The sequence below is a fragment of the Frigoribacterium sp. CFBP 8754 genome, assembly GCF_014841815.1.
Taxonomy (GTDB): Bacteria; Actinomycetota; Actinomycetes; order Actinomycetales; family Microbacteriaceae; genus Frigoribacterium; species Frigoribacterium endophyticum.
In genome coordinates this window covers 1,310,619-1,327,557 of the sequence record NZ_JACYUO010000001.1, presented here as the reverse complement: position 1 = coordinate 1,327,557, position 16,939 = coordinate 1,310,619, and the positions used below count along the sequence as shown (strand labels likewise).

The window sequence follows — 16,939 nt, the reverse complement described above, 5'->3', positions numbered from 1 at the left end:
CAGGCACCCCGCACGGAAGGAACACATCGATGGCGAGCCTCACCCTCTCCAAGGGCCACAACCTCTCCCTCTCCAAGGCCGACCCGACCCTGAGCCGTGCCGTCGTCGGCCTCGGCTGGGACCCGCGGACCACCGCCGGCCAGGCCTTCGACCTCGACGCCTCGGCGCTGCTGCTCGGCGCCGATGGGAAGGTCCGGTCGCAGGACGACTTCATCTTCTACAACCAGCTGGCCACCCCCGACGGCTCCGTCGCCCACCTCGGCGACAACCGCACCGGCGAGGGCGACGGCGACGACGAGCAGATCCGCATCGACCTGTCGCTGCTGCCCGCCGACGTCGACCGCATCGTCATCTGCGTCACGATCGACCAGGGCGACGTCCGTCGGCAGAACTTCGGGCAGGTGCGCGACGCGTTCTGTCGCGTCGTCAACGAAGACACGGGGCAGGAGGTCGTGCGCTACGACCTCAGCGAGGACGCCGCCTCCGAGACGGCCATGATCTTCTCCGAGATCTACCGGCACGGCGCCGAGTGGAAGTTCCGCGCCGTGGGCCAGGGCTACTCCACCGGCCTCTACGGCATCGCCACCGACTTCGGCATCGTGCTCGACTGAGCCAAGGCCGCACCGCCCTGCACCACCAGCACCAGCACCAGCACCGCCAGCACCACCGCACCCCGTACGCGCACCACCACGACAGAAGGACGACACCATGGCCGGACTCTCGCTCGCCAAGGGCAACAACCTCTCGCTCACCAAGACCAGCCCCGGGCTGACCGTCGCCACCGTCGGCCTCGGCTGGGACCCGCGCACCACCAGCGGCGAGGCCTTCGACCTCGACGCCTCGGCCCTCCTCGTCGGTCCGGCCGGCAAGGTCCGCTCGTCGGCCGACTTCATCTTCTACAACCAGACCGAGGCCGCCGACGGCTCGGTGAAGCACCTCGGCGACAACCGCTCCGGCGCGGGCGACGGCGACGACGAGCAGATCTCGATCGACCTGCAGAGCGTGTCGGCCGACGTCGACCGCGTCGTCATCGCGGTCTCGATCGACCAGGCCGACGAGCGCCGCCAGAACTTCGGCCAGGTCCGCGGCGCCTACTGCCGCGTGCTCGACCAGGACGACAAGGAGATCGTCCGCTTCGACCTCAGCGAGGACGCCGCGCCCGAGACCGCCATGGTCTTCGCCGAGGTCTACCGCAGCGGCTCGGAGTGGAAGTTCAAGGCCGTCGGCCAGGGCTACACCACCGGCCTCGCGGGCATCGCCGGCGACTTCGGCGTCACCTTCGGCTGAGCCGCCCCCACCACCCGGTTCCACCCCGTCGACACCTCAGGATCGGATCACCCATGAGCATGACCCTCACCCCTCCCGACCCCGACGAGAGCGGCGAGCTCGTCCTGCGCGCACCCGAGGCGCCGGCGATCGTCGAGCCCGAGACGGCGCCCGGCATGATCCCCGTGCCGGAGGAGCGCCAGGTCGAGATCCGGCGCCAGGCGCAGGAGTTCATCCGCGACGTGTCGACGCTCGACCCGCGGGCGCCCGAGTTCACCGAGAAGGTCGAGGGCATCTCGAGCCTCGCCAGCGCCGAGATGACCTCGTCGAGCGGCTACTCGACGCGCATGCTCGAGCGGTCGAGCTCGTCGGTCGCGGGGGCCAAGCGCGGCGGTGACAGCGCCCAGATCAAGGTCGCGAACACCCTGGGCGACCTGCGGTCGACGGTGGAGGACCTCACGCCGAACCAGGCCGACCTCGGCGTGGGCCGAAAGATCCTCGGGTTCATCCCGGGCGGGAACAAGCTGGCCAAGTACTTCCAGAAGTACGAGTCGGCCCAGACGCAGCTCGACGCGATCATCAAGTCGCTCATGTCGGGCAAGGACGAGCTGCTGAAGGACAACGCGGCCCTGGCCGGCGAGAAGCAGCAGCTGTGGGAGACGATGGGGCAGCTCAGCGAGTACGCCGTCTTCGCCGACGCCCTCGACCAGGCCGCGACCGCCAAGATCGACTCCGCCCGCGCCTCCGGCCAGCTGGAGCAGGCGCAGAAGCTCGAGGCCGACGTCCTCTTCCCGATCCGCCAGCGCCGACAGGACATCCTCACCCAGCTGGCGGTGTCGGTGCAGGGCTACCTCGCCATGGACCTCATCCGCAAGAACAACGTCGAGCTGGTGAAGGGCGTCGACCGGGCCCGCACGACGACCATCGCCGCCCTCCGCACAGCCGTCACGGTCGCGGCGGCCCTGGCCAACCAGAAGATGGTGCTCGACCAGATCGACGCCATCAACACGACGACGAACAACATGATCCTGCAGACCAGCGAGATGCTGAAGGACCAGACCGCCCGCATCCACGAGCAGGCGTCGTCGTCGGGCGTCAGCGTCGACACGCTGCAGAAGGCCTTCGACAACGTGTTCGCGACGATGGACTCGATCGACTCCTTCCGCTCGCAGGCCGCGCAGAACATGTCCGGCACGGTGGCCGCCCTCGAGGCCGGCATCACCCGGGCCAAGCCCTACCTGGAGCGCAGCCGCCAGGGCGAGGCCGCCGAGCTCGGCGGCGCGACCGCCCGCCCGGCGCTGGGCGGCCCCTCGGCCTAGTCGATGGTCTTCGGCAGGATCTTCGGGCGCGACCGGGACGACTCCGTCCCGGCGCGTCCGTCGTCGACCCCGGGGGAGGCGGTGGCCGCGGCCGGGGAGGCCGTCGCGTCGGCGCTCGGGCAGGGCGCCACGACGCCGGAGGCCCGTCGGCTCGAGGAGCTGGCGCGCTCGATCGACGCCGGCGGAGGCCGCCTGCCCACCCTCGTCACCTCGCGCCTGCTCCAGATCGTCGACGTGCTCCGCGAGTCGGCGGCCCTGATCGAGTCGCAGGGCGCCTCGACCGAGCAGCGGGTGCTCATGGAGCAGCTCGTCGAGGACCACGTGCCCACGCCGCTCGGCCGCTACCTCTCGCTGCCCGCGGCCGACCGCGCCGACGACTCCCGCCCCACCGCCCTCTTCGTCGAGCAGCTCGGCATCGTCCACGAGACCGTGCTCGACTTCACCAACCAGGTCAGGCTCGGCGCGATCGAGGAGCTGTCGACCCACGGCCGCTTCCTCCGCTCCAAGTTCGACGAGCCGACCCTCCGACTGGAAGGACCCTGATGGGCGAGATGGTGCCCGGCAGCAACGCCGCGCTGACCGCCGAGAACCCCGACGTCCACGAGCTGCTCGTCGGCTTCTCGTGGCAGACCACGCCGAGCCGCGGCCCGCAGCCCGAGCTCGTGCCCCTCGCGGTGCTCTGCGGCGCGGACGGCACCGCCCGCACCGGCGATGACGTCGTGTTCTTCAACCAGCTGGTCTCGGCTGACGGCGCCGTCGCCTTCGACGGCGACGCCGACCAGGAGCAGATCGACGTCGACCTCGCCCTCGTGCCCGACGACGTGGCCAAGATCGTCTTCGTCGTCTACGTCGACCCCGACCGCCGCGGCCTCGGCACCTTCGGGGCCGTCCGCCAGGCGAGCATGCGCGTCGCCACGAAGGACGGCCGCGACCTCGTCCGCTTCGTCGTGCCGAGCGACGAGAACCACGCGATCAACGCGATGCTCTTCGGCGAGCTCTACCGCCACCGCGACGACTGGAAGTTCCGCGCCCTCGGCCAGGGCTACACCACCGGCCTCGCCGGGGTGGCCCGCGACTACAAGGTCACGCTCTAGCCGTGGCCGAGCGTCCGACGCGCACTGACCTGGTCTTCCTGCGACGGCGGGTGAAGCCGCAGGTCGCGGTGCCCGACGTCCCCGCCACGCCGGCGCCGGCACCGGCGCCGGTCTCGGCTCCGGTCTCCGTGGCTCGTCCCGCCCCTGCTCCGGAGGCGCGGGTCGGCGACCCGGGGCGCGCCTCCTCGGGCCTGTCGCTCGGTGGCCCCCGCAGCTCGACGCCGCCCGCCGCGTCGAGCGCGTCCGGTGCGACCGGCCCGACCCGCCCCGCTCGCCCCGCTCGCCCCGCGCCGTTCCCCGCGCCCGACGTCACCGACGTCCGCGAACTGAGCCGCGACCACCCCGTCGTGCGGCTCTCGCCGCGGCGGTCGGCCATCGGCACGCTCGTCGTCACGGGCGGCGTGCACGCCGTGTGGGAGAGCACGGAGCTCGTCGACGGGGCAGCGTTCTCGACCGGCCAGCGCATGGGCGACGTCGTGACGACCAGCGGCAACCGCCCGCTCGTGGCCTTCGACGGCGACGAGGTGCTCGTCACCCTGCGGCACGTGCGCGAGCTGCGCCGGGCCCTGGTCGTCGCGGGCGACGGCGCGTGGCTGCAGGTCGAGCTGCACGGCGACCGCCGCCTCTCGGTCGACCCGGCCGAGCCCGGCGAGCGGGTCGCGCTGGCGGTGCTCGTCGTCGACGGCCTCCTCGAGCTGCGCCGGGTGACCCTGCCGGACACCCTCACGCCACCTCTCGTCCACCAGAGATTCGGGTACTCGATCCCCGAGCGACCCGGCGACAGCGCCCCGAACGGGAGATGATCGCCCATGCGCCATTTCGGCTTCCTCAGCGACGAGCAGCTGTCGCTCGTCTTCCACACGATCCCGCAGCGGCTCGACCTCTCGTCGCCCGCGCCGCTTCTCGCGGTGGCCCTCGGGGCCACGCTCTACTGCCCCGGCACGCGCCCCGACCTCGTCGGCGCGGTGCACAAGCAGGCGGCCCGCGGCGTGATGAGCATGGTGCTCTGCCTGGAGGACAGCGTCGCCGACGACGAGGTCGACCAGGCCGAGGACGCCGTGGTGGCGGCCCTGGCCGAGCTGCACCGTGAGCAGGCCGGCGACCTCGCGCCCGACGCGGCGCCGCTGCCCGCGCCCCTGCTCTTCGTGCGCGTGCGGACGCCCGAGCAGATGCTCCGCGTGGCCGAGCGGTCGGGCTCCGCGCTCGACGTGCTCAGCGGCTTCGTGCTGCCGAAGTTCGAGAACCAGGACGGCTACGCCGACCACTTCTTCGCCGTGCTGCACGAGATCCACGAGCGCTTCGACCAGGGCGGCGACGCGGCCCGTCGGCGGCTCCGGGTCATGCCCATCCTCGAGTCGCCCGTGATGATCCACGCCGAGACGCGCACCGCGGCGCTCGAGGGCATCACCGACGTGCTGCAGCGTCACCGTGACGACGTGCTCGCCGTCCGGATCGGCGCGACCGACCTCTCGAGCGCCTTCGGCCTCCGCCGGTCGCGCGACCTCACGATCTACGACGTCGGCGTCGTCGCGTCGATGATCGCCGACATCGTCAACCGGCTGGGGCGCCACGACCGCGGCTTCGTCATCAGCGGCCCGGTCTGGGAGCACTACGCCGACACCGAGCGCCTCCTGCGCCCCCAGCTGCGCATGACGCCCTTCGTCGAGGCCGACGACGTCGACCTGCGCCGCCGGCTGCTGCTCGAGAACTTCGACGGCCTGCTGCGCGAGATCGCGCTCGACCAGGCGAACGGCATCACGGGCAAGACCGTCATCCACCCGTCGCACGTGGCGCTCGTGCACGCGATGAGCGTCGTCAGCCACGAGGAGTACCACGACGCCCTCGCGATCACGGGTCGCCAGGGCGGCGGCGCGGTCGCCTCGCCGTACCGCAACAAGATGAACGAGATGAAGCCGCACCGCGCCTGGGCCGAGCGCACGCTGCTGCGCGCCGCGGCCTTCGGGGTGGCTGCGGAGGAGACCACGTACGTCGACCTGCTCGAGCTCAGCATGCGGGCGACCTCGCTGAGCCTGGCCGGAGGCGCGGCGTGAGCGCGAGCGCCGGGCCGGTCTCCGAGGCGGTGCGGTCCGCCGCGCCCGCCGCCGCCGCACCCGTCGCTGCCTCGACGCCGCCCGCCCTTCCGATGTCGCCGGAGAGCGGCTTCGTGCACGACCGGGTCGGCATCGTCGTGCGCTCCGAGGGCGACGGCCTGGTGCCCGTCGAGCTCCTCGTCGGCCTCGCGCTCCGGCGGAACCCCAGACGGGCGCACCTCCTCGTCTCCACCGTGCTCGCCAAGCACGTGCCGACCGTCCCCGGCCTCGCCGTGGTGGCGGGCGAGCTGCTCGGCACGGCGGCGGACCTCGCGCTCGGCAAGGGCGACGCGGGCACCCGCGGTGCCGAGCTCCGGCGGCTGGCGGGCGAGTTCACCAGGCTGCTGGCCGAGCGGGAGGCCGAGGGGGAGGCGCGGGCGCGACTCCGGGGCGACCTCGCCGCCCTGCGCGGTGAGCTGGCCGCCCTCCGCACCGGTCACCCCGGCGTCGCGACGCTCGGCTACGCCGAGACGGCGACCGGGCTCGGGCGCCTCGTCGCCGACGCCCTCGGCTCGTGGTACCTCCACTCGACCCGGCACGACCCCGCGGGCGCGGTCGCCTTCGGCGCGTTCGAGGAGGCCCACTCGCACGCCACCAGCCACCGGCTGCTGCCGACCGACCCGTCGCGGCTGCGCGCCGGCGGCACCGTGGTGCTCGTCGACGACGAGCTGAGCACCGGGGCGACGGTGGTCGACACCGTCCGCGACCTGCACGCGCGGGTGCCGCAGGAGCGCTTCGTCGTGGCGGCCCTCGTCGACCTCCGGGGCGACGACGACCGGGCGGCGCTCGACGCCGTCGCGCGCGAGCTCGGCACCCGCGTCGACGTCGTGGCGCTCGGGCAGGGGCGCGTCGAGCTGCCCGCCGACGTGCTGACCGTCGGGGCCGACGTGGCGGCCGGGCTCGGCGAGGCCGTGCCGACCCCCCGCCGTGACTCGGCGGCCGACGCCGTCGCGCTGCTCGACCTCCGCGACGTGGTCTCCCCGGTGCGGAGCGAGCGGTTCGGGGTCGACGCCGCGGCCGCGACGGCCGACGTCGACGTGCGCGGCGTCGTGGCGGCCGTGCTCGACGCCCTGCCGGCCGAGCTGCGCGAGGGCGTCCGCGGCGACGACCCGGTCGTCGTGCTCGGCACCGAGGAGTTCCTCTCCGTCCCCCTCGCCGTCGCGCACGAGCTCGACGGGCACGTGCCCACACGGGCCTCGTCGACCACGCGGTCGCCCATCGCCGTGCTCGACCGCCCCGACTACGCGGTCGCCTCGGGCGTCACCTTCCGCAGCCACGACGTGACCCTCGACGGCCCCGGCCCGCGGCACGCCTACAACCTGTCGCGGGCCGGCGCGCGGCCGCGCGTCGTCGTGCTGATGCCCGAGCCGGGCACCGACCCCGCCGAGCTCGTCGGCGCCGGGAGCGTCACCGAGGCGCTCCGCGAGGTCGCCGAGCACGTGCTCGTCGTGCTGCTCGCGGCGGCCGACGACGCCCCCGCCCCCGCCCCCGCCCCCGCCCCCGCCCCCGCCCTCGCCCCCGCGCCCGCCCGCCCCGCCGACCGCCTCACCGAGAGATCCGCCGTGCAGCCCAGCCCCGCCTCCACCGCCCCCGCCGCCCCGACCGGGGCGTCGCGCCCCGCCGACGAGCTGCCCGAGCTGGCCGAGCGCCCCGGCCTGCCCGAGCCGCTCGTCGGCCCGGCGTTCGGCTCGTACGACGCCGACGACGTCTCGTGGCTGCTCACCGACCTCGGCGACGCGCAGCTCGAGGCGCCCGCGCACGAGCGCGAGGCGACGCTGCAGGGCGGGACGGCCAACTACGCCGAGTCGCTGCCGATCGAGTACCAGCCCACCCCCGAGTACCAGGCCCTGTACGAGGAGGCGCTGGCCCGGTCGGCCGACCGCGTCGCGACGGCCGTCGGGGTCGTCACCGACCTCGTGCTCGCCGCCCGCGACCAGGCGCCGGTGCTCGTCTCGCTCGCGCGGGCCGGCACCCCCGTCGGGGTGCTGATGCGCCGCTGGGCCGCCCGCGTGCGCGGCGTCGACGCCCCGCACCTCACGATGAGCATCGTGCGCGGCGTGGGCCTCGACCCGGTCGCCCTGCGCTGGCTGGTCGCCCACCACGACCCGGCGCGCGTCGTCTTCGTGGACGGCTGGACGGGCAAGGGCGCCATCACCCGCGAGCTCACCGAGGCGCTGGCGCGCTTCGAGGAGACCGACGGCGTGCGCTTCGGCGACGACCTCGCCGTGCTCGCCGACCCGGGCCGCTGCGCGTCGACCTGGGGCACCCGCGACGACTTCCTCATCCCGTCCGCCTGCCTCAACTCGACGGTCTCGGGCCTCGTGTCGCGCACGGTCTACAACCGCCGGCTGATCGGCGACCACGACTTCCACGGCGGCAAGTTCTACTCCGAGCTCGCCGACGCCGACGTGTCGCGCGCCTTCGTCGACACGGTCTCGGCGCGCTTCGACGCCGTCGTCGACGAGGTCGACCGCCGCGTCGCCGCCGCGGCGACGGAGCCCGACCGGGCCGCCGGCCCGACCTGGGCCGGCTGGGAGGCCGTCGAGCGCATCAGCGCCGAGCAGGGCGTCCACGACGTGAACCTCGTCAAGCCCGGCGTGGGCGAGACGACCCGCGTGCTGCTGCGGCGCATCCCCTGGAAGGTGCTCGTGCGTGCCGACGCCCTCGACGAGGTCCGCCACGTGCTGCTGCTGGCCGAGCAGCGCGGCGTGCCGGTGGAGGTCGTCGACGAGCTGCCCTACAGCTGCGTCGGGCTGATCCACCCCGTGCACACCGCCGGGGCGACCGGTGCCGACGGGCGCGCCGTGCGCGCCGAGCCAGCCCCGACCTCCTCGACCGACGGAGGTGCCCGATGAGCCGCGCCCCCGTGGTCGTCGCCTGCGACCTCGACCGCACCCTGATCTACTCCGCCGCCGCGCTGCGCCTGCAGGGCGACGACCGCGACGCGCCCGACCTGCTCGTGGCGGAGGTCTACGGGGGCGTGCCGATCTCGTTCACGACCCGCGCCTCCGAGGGGCTGCTCGTCTCGCTCGCGGCCGCGGCGCACCTCGTCCCGGTGACGACGCGCACCGTGGCCCAGTACCAGCGCGTGCGGCTGCCGGGCGTCCGGCCGACGCACGCCGTGACGACCAACGGCGGCGCGCTGCTCGTCGACGGCGTGCCCGACCTCGACTGGCGACGACGGCTCGACGCCCGCGTCGCGGAGGAGTGCGCGCCCCTCGCCCAGGTCGAGGCCCTCCTGACCGATGCGCACTGGAGCACGTGGACGCTCTCGGTCAAGGTCGCGGAGGACCTCTTCGTCTACGCGGTCGTCGACCGTGCCGAGATGCCCGAGACGGCGGTGGCCGACCTGGCCGCGCGCTGCGACGAACTCGGCTGGACGGTCTCGGTGCAGGGCCGGAAGGTCTACTGCGTGCCGAGCCCGGTCACCAAGGCGGCGGCCCTCGAGGAGGTGCGGGCCCGCACGGGCGCCGACCTCGTGCTCGCCGCGGGCGACTCGCTGCTCGACCAGGGCATGCTGGAGGTCGCCGACCACGCCTTCCGCCCTGCCCACGGCGAGCTGCACGACCTCGGCTGGACGGCGTCGCACCTCACGGTGACCGACGCCGACGGCGTGCTGGCCGGCGAGGAACTGCTGAGGCGGATGTCGACCGTCGTCGCCGACGCGGCCCGCGCCCCCGCACCCGTCTCCGCGTAGCGCCCGGCCCCGCCGCCCGCCGCCCCTCGTCCGCCATCGGCCCACTCGTCACGCCGGCGAACCACCGACTGATCAACGAACCACGCCATGACGTGGTTCTTTGATCAGTCGGTGGTTCGGCGGACTGGTTCGGTGCGGAGGGCAGGGCAGGGCCGGGCCGGGCAGGGCAGGGCAGGGCTGGGGCGGGCCGGGCGCTCGGCCGGCGAGCCGGGGGGGGGGAGCAGCGTCAGCGGGGGGAGTCGCCCTCGCCGCGCTGGCTGTCGCTGCCCGAGGAGCGCTGGCCCTGGTCGCCGGCGTCGTGCAGGTCACGGCGGTCGGCCTCGCCCTCGGGCAGCGTGCCCCGGCGCGGGTCGGCGGCCTCGAGGTCGTCGTCCGACGGCGACGGGGCCCCGCCGCGCCGTGCCGCCAGCTCGTCGTCGGCTGCGTCACGCACGGCGTCGTCGAGCGCCTCGCCGTCGCGGGCGTGGGCGACGACCGAGCGGGCCGTCGCGCCGAGCACCTCGGCGGCGTCGACGCCGCGGGCGTCGGCCAGGGCGTGGCTCAGGCCGGCCGCGAGGGCCCCGCCGGCCGTGCCGAGGGTCGTGACGACTTCCTGCTGCCGCTCCGTGAGGGGCTGGTCGGTCTGCCCCGCCACGACCTCTCGCAGGTTCTCGTCGCTCGCGTCGAGGGCCGCGTCGTCCTCCTGCGTGATGGCGGTGGCGTGCGAGACGATCGCGAGCGCGAGCTCGGCGGCGTCCTGCTCGGGCGTGCGCGGTGCGGTCGAGTCGTCGGAGTCCATGCGCGTGACGCTACGCGGAGGGTCCCTCGCATTGTCGGCGTCCTCGGAGGCGCGGCGCGGTGACCCGTGGTCGGTCGCCCCGGCACGCGCCTCAGCGAGTCCGGGACCTCAGCGAGTCCGAGACCTCAGCGCGCTCGACACCCCAGCGCGCTCGGGCCCTCAGTGCGCCCCGCGGCGCCGGGCCTCCGAGACCGCCTGCGCCGCGCCTCCCCGGAACGGCGCTCCGTGGCCGGGCAGCAGCACCCGCGCCCCCGTGGCCGCGATCCGGTTGAGCGACGAGAGGGCCAGCTCGCTGTCGGCCGTCGCCGCGCCCGCGACGATCTGCGGGCCCCGTCGGCCCGTGTACGGGTCGAGCGTCACCACGGCGTCGCCGACGATGACCGCGTCGCGGTCGGGCAGGTGCAGCGAAACGTGGCCGTCGGTGTGCCCCGGGGTCTCGAGCAGCACAGCGCCCTCGGGCAGGGCCGCCTCCGCGATCGGGCGCGTGTCGAGCACGGCGGGCACGGAGAGGGCACCGGCCAGGGCCATGCGGGTCAGCGCGGGCACCGCGGCGGGGTGCTCGACGGGGTAGCGCCACCGGGGCCGCTCGTGCCGGTACGAGTACGGGTGCCGCGCGAGCCGGGCGTCGTCCGGGTGCACCCAGACGGGCAGCCCCCACTGCTGGCGCAGCCGCCGGGCCGTGCCGACGTGGTCGAAGTGCGCGTGCGTGAGCAGCACGCCGTCGACGTCGCCGAGGCCGTGGCCCAGCTCGAAGAGCGACTCGACGAGGTGCGGCCACACCCCCGGCAGGCCCGCGTCGACGATGAGCACGCGGTCGCCGTGCTCGACGAGGTAGAGGTTCGTGTCGGCGTGCTCGAGCCGGTGCACCCCGGGGGCGACGTCGCGGTCGAGCACGGCACGGGGGCGCAGGGGAGACATGGCTCCCACGCAAGCACCGGGGCGCGCGGGCCGGTGACGCCTTGACACGGCGGGGCGCGACCGCCTAGTCGAGCAGCCCGCGGATGTCGTCGGCCGTCAGCGCCGAGCTGAAGACGGCGTCGTCGTCGACGACCGCGTCGAAGAGCGCGGCCTTCTTCTGCTGCAGCGCGAGGACCTTCTCCTCGACGGTGTCGTTCGCGATCAGCCGGTAGACCATGACGTTCTTCGTCTGCCCGATGCGGTGCGTGCGGTCGACGGCCTGCGACTCCGACGCGGGGTTCCACCACGGGTCGAGCATGAACACGTAGTCGGCCTCGGTGAGGTTGAGCCCGAAGCCGCCCGCCTTGAGGCTGATCAGGAACACGGGGGAGGCGCCCCCCTTGAACCTCTCGATCACCTCGCCCCGTCGCCGCGTCGAGCCGTCGAGGTACTCGTGCGCCGTGCCCCGCTGCTCGAGGCGCTCCGCCACCCGCCCGAGGAAGGAGGTGAACTGGCTGAAGACCAGGGCCCGGTGCCCCTCGGCCACGACGTCGTCGAGCTCGTCGAGCAGCTGGTCGAGCTTCGCCGAGGGCACGTCGGAGTACTCGGGGTCGATCAGGGCCGCGTCGAGCGCGAGCATGCGCAGCAGCGTCAGCGACCGGAAGACGATGAACCGGTTGCGGTCGAGGTCGTCGATGAGGTCGAGCAGCTTGAGGCGCTCGCGCTGGAGGAACGCGTCGTACAGCTCGCGGTGCGCCGGGGCGAGGTCGACGCGCAGCAGCTGCTCCTGCTTGGCGGGCAGGTCGGCGGCGACGAGCTCCTTCGTGCGGCGGAGCATGAGGGGCCGGATGCGCGCCCGCAGCCGCGCGAGCAGCTCCGGTCGTTCACCGGTCGCGATCGGCTTGACGTAGTCGTCGGAGAAGCGGACGTGCGTCGAGAGCAGCCCCGGGGCCACGACGTGGAAGAGCGCCCAGAGGTCGGTCAGCGAGTTCTCGAGCGGCGTGCCCGTGATCGCGAGCTTGAACGGCGCCTCGAGCTCCACGGCGCGGCGGTGCGCCTGCGAGGAGGGGTTCTTGACGAACTGCGCCTCGTCGAGCACCAGCCCCGCCCAGGCGTGCCGGGAGTAGCTGGCCGCGTCGAGCCGGAACAGCGCGTACGACGTGACGACGAGGTCGACGTCGCCGCCGGCGAGGGCCGCGGCGAGCCGCCGTCGGCTCTTCGCCTCGGTCTCCGTGATGACGTGCACGCGGAGCCCGGGGGTGAAGCGCGCCGCCTCCGACGCCCAGTTCGGCACGACCGAGGTGGGCGCGACCACGAGGAACGGGGGGCGCCCCGTCGACCCGGCCCGCGCCTCCCGCTCGCGAGCCTCCTCCTCGCGCCCGTGCGCCCGTGCCTCCACCTCGCGCCCGTGCGCCCGTGCCTCCTCCTCGCGCACATGCGCGACGAGCGCCAGCGTCTGCACCGTCTTGCCGAGGCCCATGTCGTCGGCGAGGACCCCGCCGAGGCCGTGCTGGTGCAGGAACGCCAGCCAGCGGAAGCCGTCGAGCTGGTACGGCCGCAGCTCGGCGTCGAGGCCGGCCGGCACGGGGGTGTCGGCCACGCCCGGCAGCTGGTCGCCGGCCGCGAGCTCGAGCAGGCCGCCCACGGCGCTCCGCCAGGCGTCGGCCTGCACCGTCGCGTCGGCGAGGTCGTCGAACTCCGACCAGAGCGAGGCCTGGTAGCGGTTGATGCGCGGCCCGGCCTCCCACTCGTCGAGGCCGGTGGCCTCGTCGATCAAGCGCTTCAGCTCGTCGAAGGCGGGGTGGGCGAGCGACAGGTACGACTTGTCGACGAGCAGCATCTTGTCGCGCCGCCTCGCGAGGGCCGTGAGCAGCGGCACGAGCGGCACCGTCCGCCCCTCGACCGTGACGAGCACCCCGAGGTCGAACCAGTCCCTCTTGTCGGTCTCGACCGTGGTGACCGTCAGGTGCGGCGCCTCGGTGAGCTCGCGGTAGTCGGGGCGCTCGCCGTCGACGACGACGCGGAGGTCGTCGCGCGCCTCGAGCTCGGGCAGGCGGGTGGCCACGAACTCGGCGGCGGCGACGCCCTTCAGGGTCGCCCCGCGCGCGGGGACGCCGAGCGCCTCCAGGTCGAGCGACGTCTCGTGCGCGGAGAAGGGCTCGGTGCGGCCGGCGATCACCCAGCGCCAGGTCAGGGCGAGAGCGTCGCCGGCGCTGAACGAGGCCGTGAGCACGAGCTGGGGAGGCAGCACCTCGGGCAGCGCGACCGACTCGTCACGGCTGGTCACGGCGACCGCCTGCTGCAGGCCCGGGTACCAGTCGCGGAGGAACTCCTCGGCGTCGGCCTCGGGCACCGTGATCTCGGCCGTGCTCGTCAGCAGCTGCCTCTGCTCGGGGGCCAGCGGGGCGACGGTCGGGGCGAGCACGACGGCGAGGTGCGGCTGGGGCGTCGCCACGTACACGCCGTGGTCGCCGATCGTGCCCGTGTCGGCGGCGGCGTGCGGCTCGCCGTCGACCGTGACCCCGGCGCTCAGCACGAGGCCGCGGCCCGGCACGGTGCGCGCGTCGACGGTGACGCGGGCCCCGGCGGCGACCGTGACGTCGGTGGCGCGCTTGCCGGTGACGAGGGCGACGCCGAGCCGGCGGGCCTCGGCGAGCAGGGGCCAGAGCAGCGGGCTCGTGAAGTCGTCGAGCATCAGCCAGTCGGCCTCGCCCGGCACGTACGAGGCGTGCACCGACCGGTGCAGGGCGGCGAACTGCCCGAACCAGGCATGCTGCTCCGCCCCGATCGCGAGCCGGTTCATCTGGTAGGGCAGCGACGTCCAGGTGAGGTCGCCCCGCACCCAGTTGCCCGTCGGGCTGAGGCTGACCGGCCGCACGCCCAGACGCCAGCTCGCCGCCCCCGACGGCCGGACCGGAGCCGGGGAGGCGCCCCCCGCGCCCGCGAGGGAGCTGCCGCTCACGAGGCCCCCGCCGAGACCGCCCGTCGAGCGCTCGTGCCGGTCGACGCGCGGGGCGTCCCACCGGGCGCTGCGGGGCGGGGCGACCCGCGGCCGCAGCTCGAACAGCAGGCCCATGGAGGTGGTGCGGGCGTCGCGGGGCGCCGGCCGGCCGGTGAGGCCGCCGAGCCGAGCGCGCCAGTCGTCGGGGGAGGGGGCCGCGTCGCCGGTCGCGCCGCCGCCGGCCCGGGGCGAGGGGAGGTCGCCGTCGTCGCCGAGCGGCGCGGCCGCGGGCGGGGCCAGCGCCGCCGCGTTGTTGGCGAGCAGCACGGCGGCCACGTGCTTGCAGTCCCCGCCGAGCGGGCAGGTGCAGGTGCTGCGCGAGGGGCGGCTCTGCTCGCCGCGCGTCGGCTGGAGGACGATCTCGCACCGGTAGGGCTCGGCGGCGCTGCCGCGCACGGTGCCGGTGACGACCTGGTCGACGGGGTCGTACGTGATGTCGCGGACCCGGTCTTCGCGCGAGTACTGCCGCCCCTTGGCGAAGGGGCGCGGGCCGACGAAGCGGATGACGTCGACGGCGTCGACGAGCGGCGCGACGTCGAGGAGGGGCATGACGACCATCTTCGCAGCGACCGCCGACACCCGTCGCCGCCGCGCACCAGCCTCGGCGAGGCCGCCGAAGATGGTAACCGGGGACGGGCCGCGCAGGCAAGGCCCCCGGCGCGGTCGGCCCTCACCGCGACTCCCGTCGTTCACTGGCGTCGACCAGGGGCGCCGCGCCGAGGGGCCGGGCCCGACGACGAAGGAGGACGAGCCGTGCGAGCGATGACCTACCGGGGGCCGTACAAGATCCGCGTGGAGGAGAAGGACGTGCCGCGCATCGAGCACCCGAACGACGCGATCGTCCGGGTGACGCTGGCGGCGATCTGCGGCTCCGATCTGCACCTCTACCACGGGCTCATGCCCGACACCCGGATCGGGCACACCTTCGGCCACGAGTTCATCGGGGTCGTCGAGGAGGTCGGGTCGTCGGTCGAGACCCTGAAGAGGGGCGACCGCGTGATGGTGCCCTTCAACATCTACTGCGGCTCGTGCTGGTTCTGCGCGCGCGGGCTGTGGTCCAACTGCCACAACGTCAACGCGAACGCCACGGCCGTCGGCGGCATCTTCGGCTACTCGCACACCACGGGCGGCTACGACGGCGGCCAGGCCGAGTTCGTCCGCGTGCCGTTCGCCGACGTGGGGCCGAGCATCATCCCCGACGACATCGCCGACGAGGACGCCCTGCTGATGACCGACGCGCTCAGCACCGGCTACTTCGGCGCGCAGCTCGGCGAGATCAGCCAGGGCGACACGGTCGTCGTGCTCGGCGCCGGGCCGGTGGGCCTCTTCGCGGCGCGGTCGGCGTGGTTCATGGGCGCCGCGCGGGTGATCGTCGTCGACCACCTCGAGTACCGGCTGGAGAAGGCCCGCACCTTCGCCCACGCCGAGACGATCAACTTCGCGGAGCACGACGACGTGGTCGTCGAGCTGAAGAAGCAGACCGACTACCTGGGAGCCGACGTCGTGATCGACGCGGTGGGCGCCGAGGCCGACGGCGACCTCCTGCAGCACCTGACCAGCGCCAAGGCCAAGCTGCAGGGCGGCTCTCCGGTCGCTCTGAACTGGGCGATCGACGGCGTCCGCAAGGGCGGCACCGTCTCCGTCCTGGGCGCCTACGGCCCCATCCCCAGCGCCGTGAAGATCGGCGACGCCCTCAACAGGGGCCTCACGCTGCGCATGAACCAGGCGCCGGTCAAGCGCCAGTTGCCGCGCCTCTTCGAGTACATCCGCGCCGGGCACTTCCGGCCGAGCGACGTCGTCACCCATCGGGTGCCGCTCGAGCACATCGCCGAGGGGTACCACCTCTTCTCCGCGAAGCTCGACGGGAACCTCAAGACCCTCGTGCTCCCCGGCGCCTGACTCCGCCCGCCGACCCTCACGACCCACCCCCACATCCCTGCACCTGGAGGCCCCCATGAGCGACCACGACGACGTCCCCCTCGCCTACCTCCCCTCGAAGCCCCGTGCCGTCCCGACGCAGGAGCAGCTCCGGGCCCGCGTGCCCGGCTGGGGCGCCGACCTCGACCCGGCCGACCGCCCTTCGCACCCGAAGCTGCAGTACGCGCCCGGGGCCTCTGGAGCGCACTGGGAGTTCCCCGAGCGGCAGCCGGGCGGCGAGGGGCGGGGGCGCTCGATCGAGCACGCCTTCGTCACGCCGGTCTTCGGCACGGCGCAGCCTCTGCACGGGCTCTCGGGCGCGATCCGCCGCGTGGCGTACGACCGCTACAGCGAGGGCCGGCTCGCGCACTGGCTCCTGCTCGTCGTCGGCGACCGGGTCGACTCGACCGGCGCCCACCTGCGGTCGCTGGTCAGCGGGCGCCCCGACGACCTGCTGCGCGAGACCGGCGTCACGGCCGAGGCCCGGAAGGAGGCGCGGGCCACGTCGCGAGACCGAACCCGCGTCGACCGCCGCCACCGCTGGCTCGACCCGCTGATCGTCGCCGGGCCGTGGGTCGTCACCGGGGTGGTCGCGGTGCGGGGCGTCGCGAAGGTGGTCCGCGCCCTCCGCTGAGGACGCAGCCCGAGTGAGACCCCGAGAGCGCGACGGGGGACAGCTCGGGGCGGTGCGGGGCGCGCCGCGTACCCCGCTGACCGCGACCTGGGTGACACCGCGGGTGAGGGCGTACCGTTCCACGGGCTGGAAGCGTTCAGCGCTCCCACCGGCCGGTGTCGTACTGCACCCCTGCCCGTGAAGCTCAGTCGCAGGGCGACGCCAGCGCCAGACAGGGCACGACCGCCGGCGCGGTCGTGCCCTGTC

14 protein-coding genes are annotated in these 16,939 nt (G+C 74.4%); 11 read left to right on the top strand and 3 right to left on the bottom strand.

Features of this window, described 5'->3' with window-relative positions; genetic code table 11:
- The first annotated feature begins 29 nt into the window (after positions 1-29).
- The 9 genes from IFT72_RS06075 to IFT72_RS06035 all read left to right on the top strand — a co-directional run bounded on the left by IFT72_RS06075 (position 30) and on the right by IFT72_RS06035 (position 9,466).
- Positions 30-611 (top strand): TerD family protein, encoded by a 582-nt coding sequence (locus tag IFT72_RS06075; protein WP_167259317.1) that lies wholly within the window; start codon positions 30-32, stop codon positions 609-611.
- Positions 612-708: 97 nt separating this feature from the next.
- A complete protein-coding gene (locus tag IFT72_RS06070; RefSeq protein WP_056055259.1) occupies positions 709-1,287 on the top strand; it encodes a TerD family protein in 579 nt (192 codons plus the stop codon).
- A 53-nt stretch (positions 1,288-1,340) separates the two neighbouring features.
- Complete coding sequence (locus tag IFT72_RS06065; RefSeq protein WP_243861375.1) at positions 1,341-2,585, top strand: toxic anion resistance protein; 1,245 nt, start codon at positions 1,341-1,343, stop codon at positions 2,583-2,585.
- A gap of 3 nt (positions 2,586-2,588) precedes the next feature.
- Entirely contained in the window at positions 2,589-3,128 is a 540-nt protein-coding gene (locus IFT72_RS06060) for a hypothetical protein (protein WP_192045789.1), read from the top strand.
- Positions 3,128-3,679, top strand: a complete 552-nt coding sequence (locus IFT72_RS06055; RefSeq protein WP_056055253.1) for a TerD family protein — start codon at positions 3,128-3,130, stop codon at positions 3,677-3,679. Before IFT72_RS06060 ends, IFT72_RS06055 begins: the two co-directional genes overlap by 1 nt.
- 2 nt (positions 3,680-3,681) lie before the next feature.
- Positions 3,682-4,482, top strand: a complete 801-nt coding sequence (locus IFT72_RS06050) for a hypothetical protein (RefSeq protein WP_192045788.1) — start codon at positions 3,682-3,684, stop codon at positions 4,480-4,482.
- A gap of 6 nt (positions 4,483-4,488) precedes the next feature.
- Positions 4,489-5,730, top strand: coding sequence for an HpcH/HpaI aldolase/citrate lyase family protein (locus IFT72_RS06045; RefSeq protein WP_192045787.1), 1,242 nt, complete (start codon positions 4,489-4,491; stop codon positions 5,728-5,730).
- Positions 5,727-8,624 (top strand): phosphoribosyltransferase domain-containing protein, encoded by a 2,898-nt coding sequence (locus tag IFT72_RS16490; protein WP_371741188.1) that lies wholly within the window; start codon positions 5,727-5,729, stop codon positions 8,622-8,624. The genes IFT72_RS06045 and IFT72_RS16490 overlap by 4 nt, the downstream gene beginning before the upstream one ends.
- Positions 8,621-9,466 carry an HAD family hydrolase gene (locus tag IFT72_RS06035; RefSeq protein WP_192045786.1) on the top strand — a complete coding sequence of 282 codons (846 nt, stop codon included), beginning with the start codon at positions 8,621-8,623 and terminating at the stop codon, positions 9,464-9,466. The genes IFT72_RS16490 and IFT72_RS06035 overlap by 4 nt, the downstream gene beginning before the upstream one ends.
- Positions 9,467-9,692: 226 nt before the next feature.
- Here IFT72_RS06035 and IFT72_RS06030 read toward each other — a convergent pair whose 3' ends face one another.
- The 3 genes from IFT72_RS06030 to IFT72_RS06020 form a co-directional block, all read right to left on the bottom strand.
- The gene (locus IFT72_RS06030; RefSeq protein ID WP_192045785.1) at positions 9,693-10,244 is read right to left on the bottom strand and encodes a hypothetical protein; all 552 of its coding nucleotides are present in this window, start codon (positions 10,242-10,244) and stop codon (positions 9,693-9,695) included.
- Positions 10,245-10,403: 159 nt separating this feature from the next.
- Positions 10,404-11,162 (bottom strand): MBL fold metallo-hydrolase, encoded by a 759-nt coding sequence (locus IFT72_RS06025; protein ID WP_197981080.1) that lies wholly within the window; start codon positions 11,160-11,162, stop codon positions 10,404-10,406.
- 64 nt (positions 11,163-11,226) lie between these two features.
- Complete coding sequence (locus IFT72_RS06020) at positions 11,227-14,691, bottom strand: DEAD/DEAH box helicase (protein ID WP_192045784.1); 3,465 nt, start codon at positions 14,689-14,691, stop codon at positions 11,227-11,229.
- 204 nt (positions 14,692-14,895) lie between these two features.
- Between IFT72_RS06020 and IFT72_RS06015 the strand changes: the two genes are divergently transcribed.
- Both IFT72_RS06015 and IFT72_RS06010 read left to right on the top strand, forming a co-directional pair.
- Positions 14,896-16,041: an alcohol dehydrogenase catalytic domain-containing protein gene (locus tag IFT72_RS06015; protein ID WP_192045783.1), complete on the top strand. Its 1,146-nt coding sequence runs from the start codon at positions 14,896-14,898 to the stop codon at positions 16,039-16,041.
- A gap of 55 nt (positions 16,042-16,096) precedes the next feature.
- The gene (locus IFT72_RS06010) at positions 16,097-16,693 is read left to right on the top strand and encodes a hypothetical protein (protein ID WP_192045782.1); all 597 of its coding nucleotides are present in this window, start codon (positions 16,097-16,099) and stop codon (positions 16,691-16,693) included.
- The last annotated feature ends 246 nt before the right edge of the window (positions 16,694-16,939 follow it).

Bases quoted from the DNA above. Each gene is read 5' to 3' on its own strand.
- IFT72_RS06075 (WP_167259317.1), top strand. From the start codon at position 30: ATGGCGAGCCTCACCCTCTCCAAGGGCCACAACCTCTCCCTCTCCAAG.
- IFT72_RS06070 (WP_056055259.1), top strand. From the start codon at position 709: ATGGCCGGACTCTCGCTCGCCAAGGGCAACAACCTCTCGCTCACCAAG.
- IFT72_RS06065 (WP_243861375.1), top strand. From the start codon at position 1,341: ATGAGCATGACCCTCACCCCTCCCGACCCCGACGAGAGCGGCGAGCTC.
- IFT72_RS06060 (WP_192045789.1), top strand. From the start codon at position 2,589: ATGGTCTTCGGCAGGATCTTCGGGCGCGACCGGGACGACTCCGTCCCG.
- IFT72_RS06055 (WP_056055253.1), top strand. From the start codon at position 3,128: ATGGGCGAGATGGTGCCCGGCAGCAACGCCGCGCTGACCGCCGAGAAC.
- IFT72_RS06045 (WP_192045787.1), top strand. From the start codon at position 4,489: ATGCGCCATTTCGGCTTCCTCAGCGACGAGCAGCTGTCGCTCGTCTTC.
- IFT72_RS06035 (WP_192045786.1), top strand. From the start codon at position 8,621: ATGAGCCGCGCCCCCGTGGTCGTCGCCTGCGACCTCGACCGCACCCTG.
- IFT72_RS06030 (WP_192045785.1), bottom strand. From the start codon at position 10,244: ATGGACTCCGACGACTCGACCGCACCGCGCACGCCCGAGCAGGACGCC.
- IFT72_RS06025 (WP_197981080.1), bottom strand. From the start codon at position 11,162: ATGTCTCCCCTGCGCCCCCGTGCCGTGCTCGACCGCGACGTCGCCCCC.
- IFT72_RS06020 (WP_192045784.1), bottom strand. From the start codon at position 14,691: ATGCCCCTCCTCGACGTCGCGCCGCTCGTCGACGCCGTCGACGTCATC.
- IFT72_RS06010 (WP_192045782.1), top strand. From the start codon at position 16,097: ATGAGCGACCACGACGACGTCCCCCTCGCCTACCTCCCCTCGAAGCCC.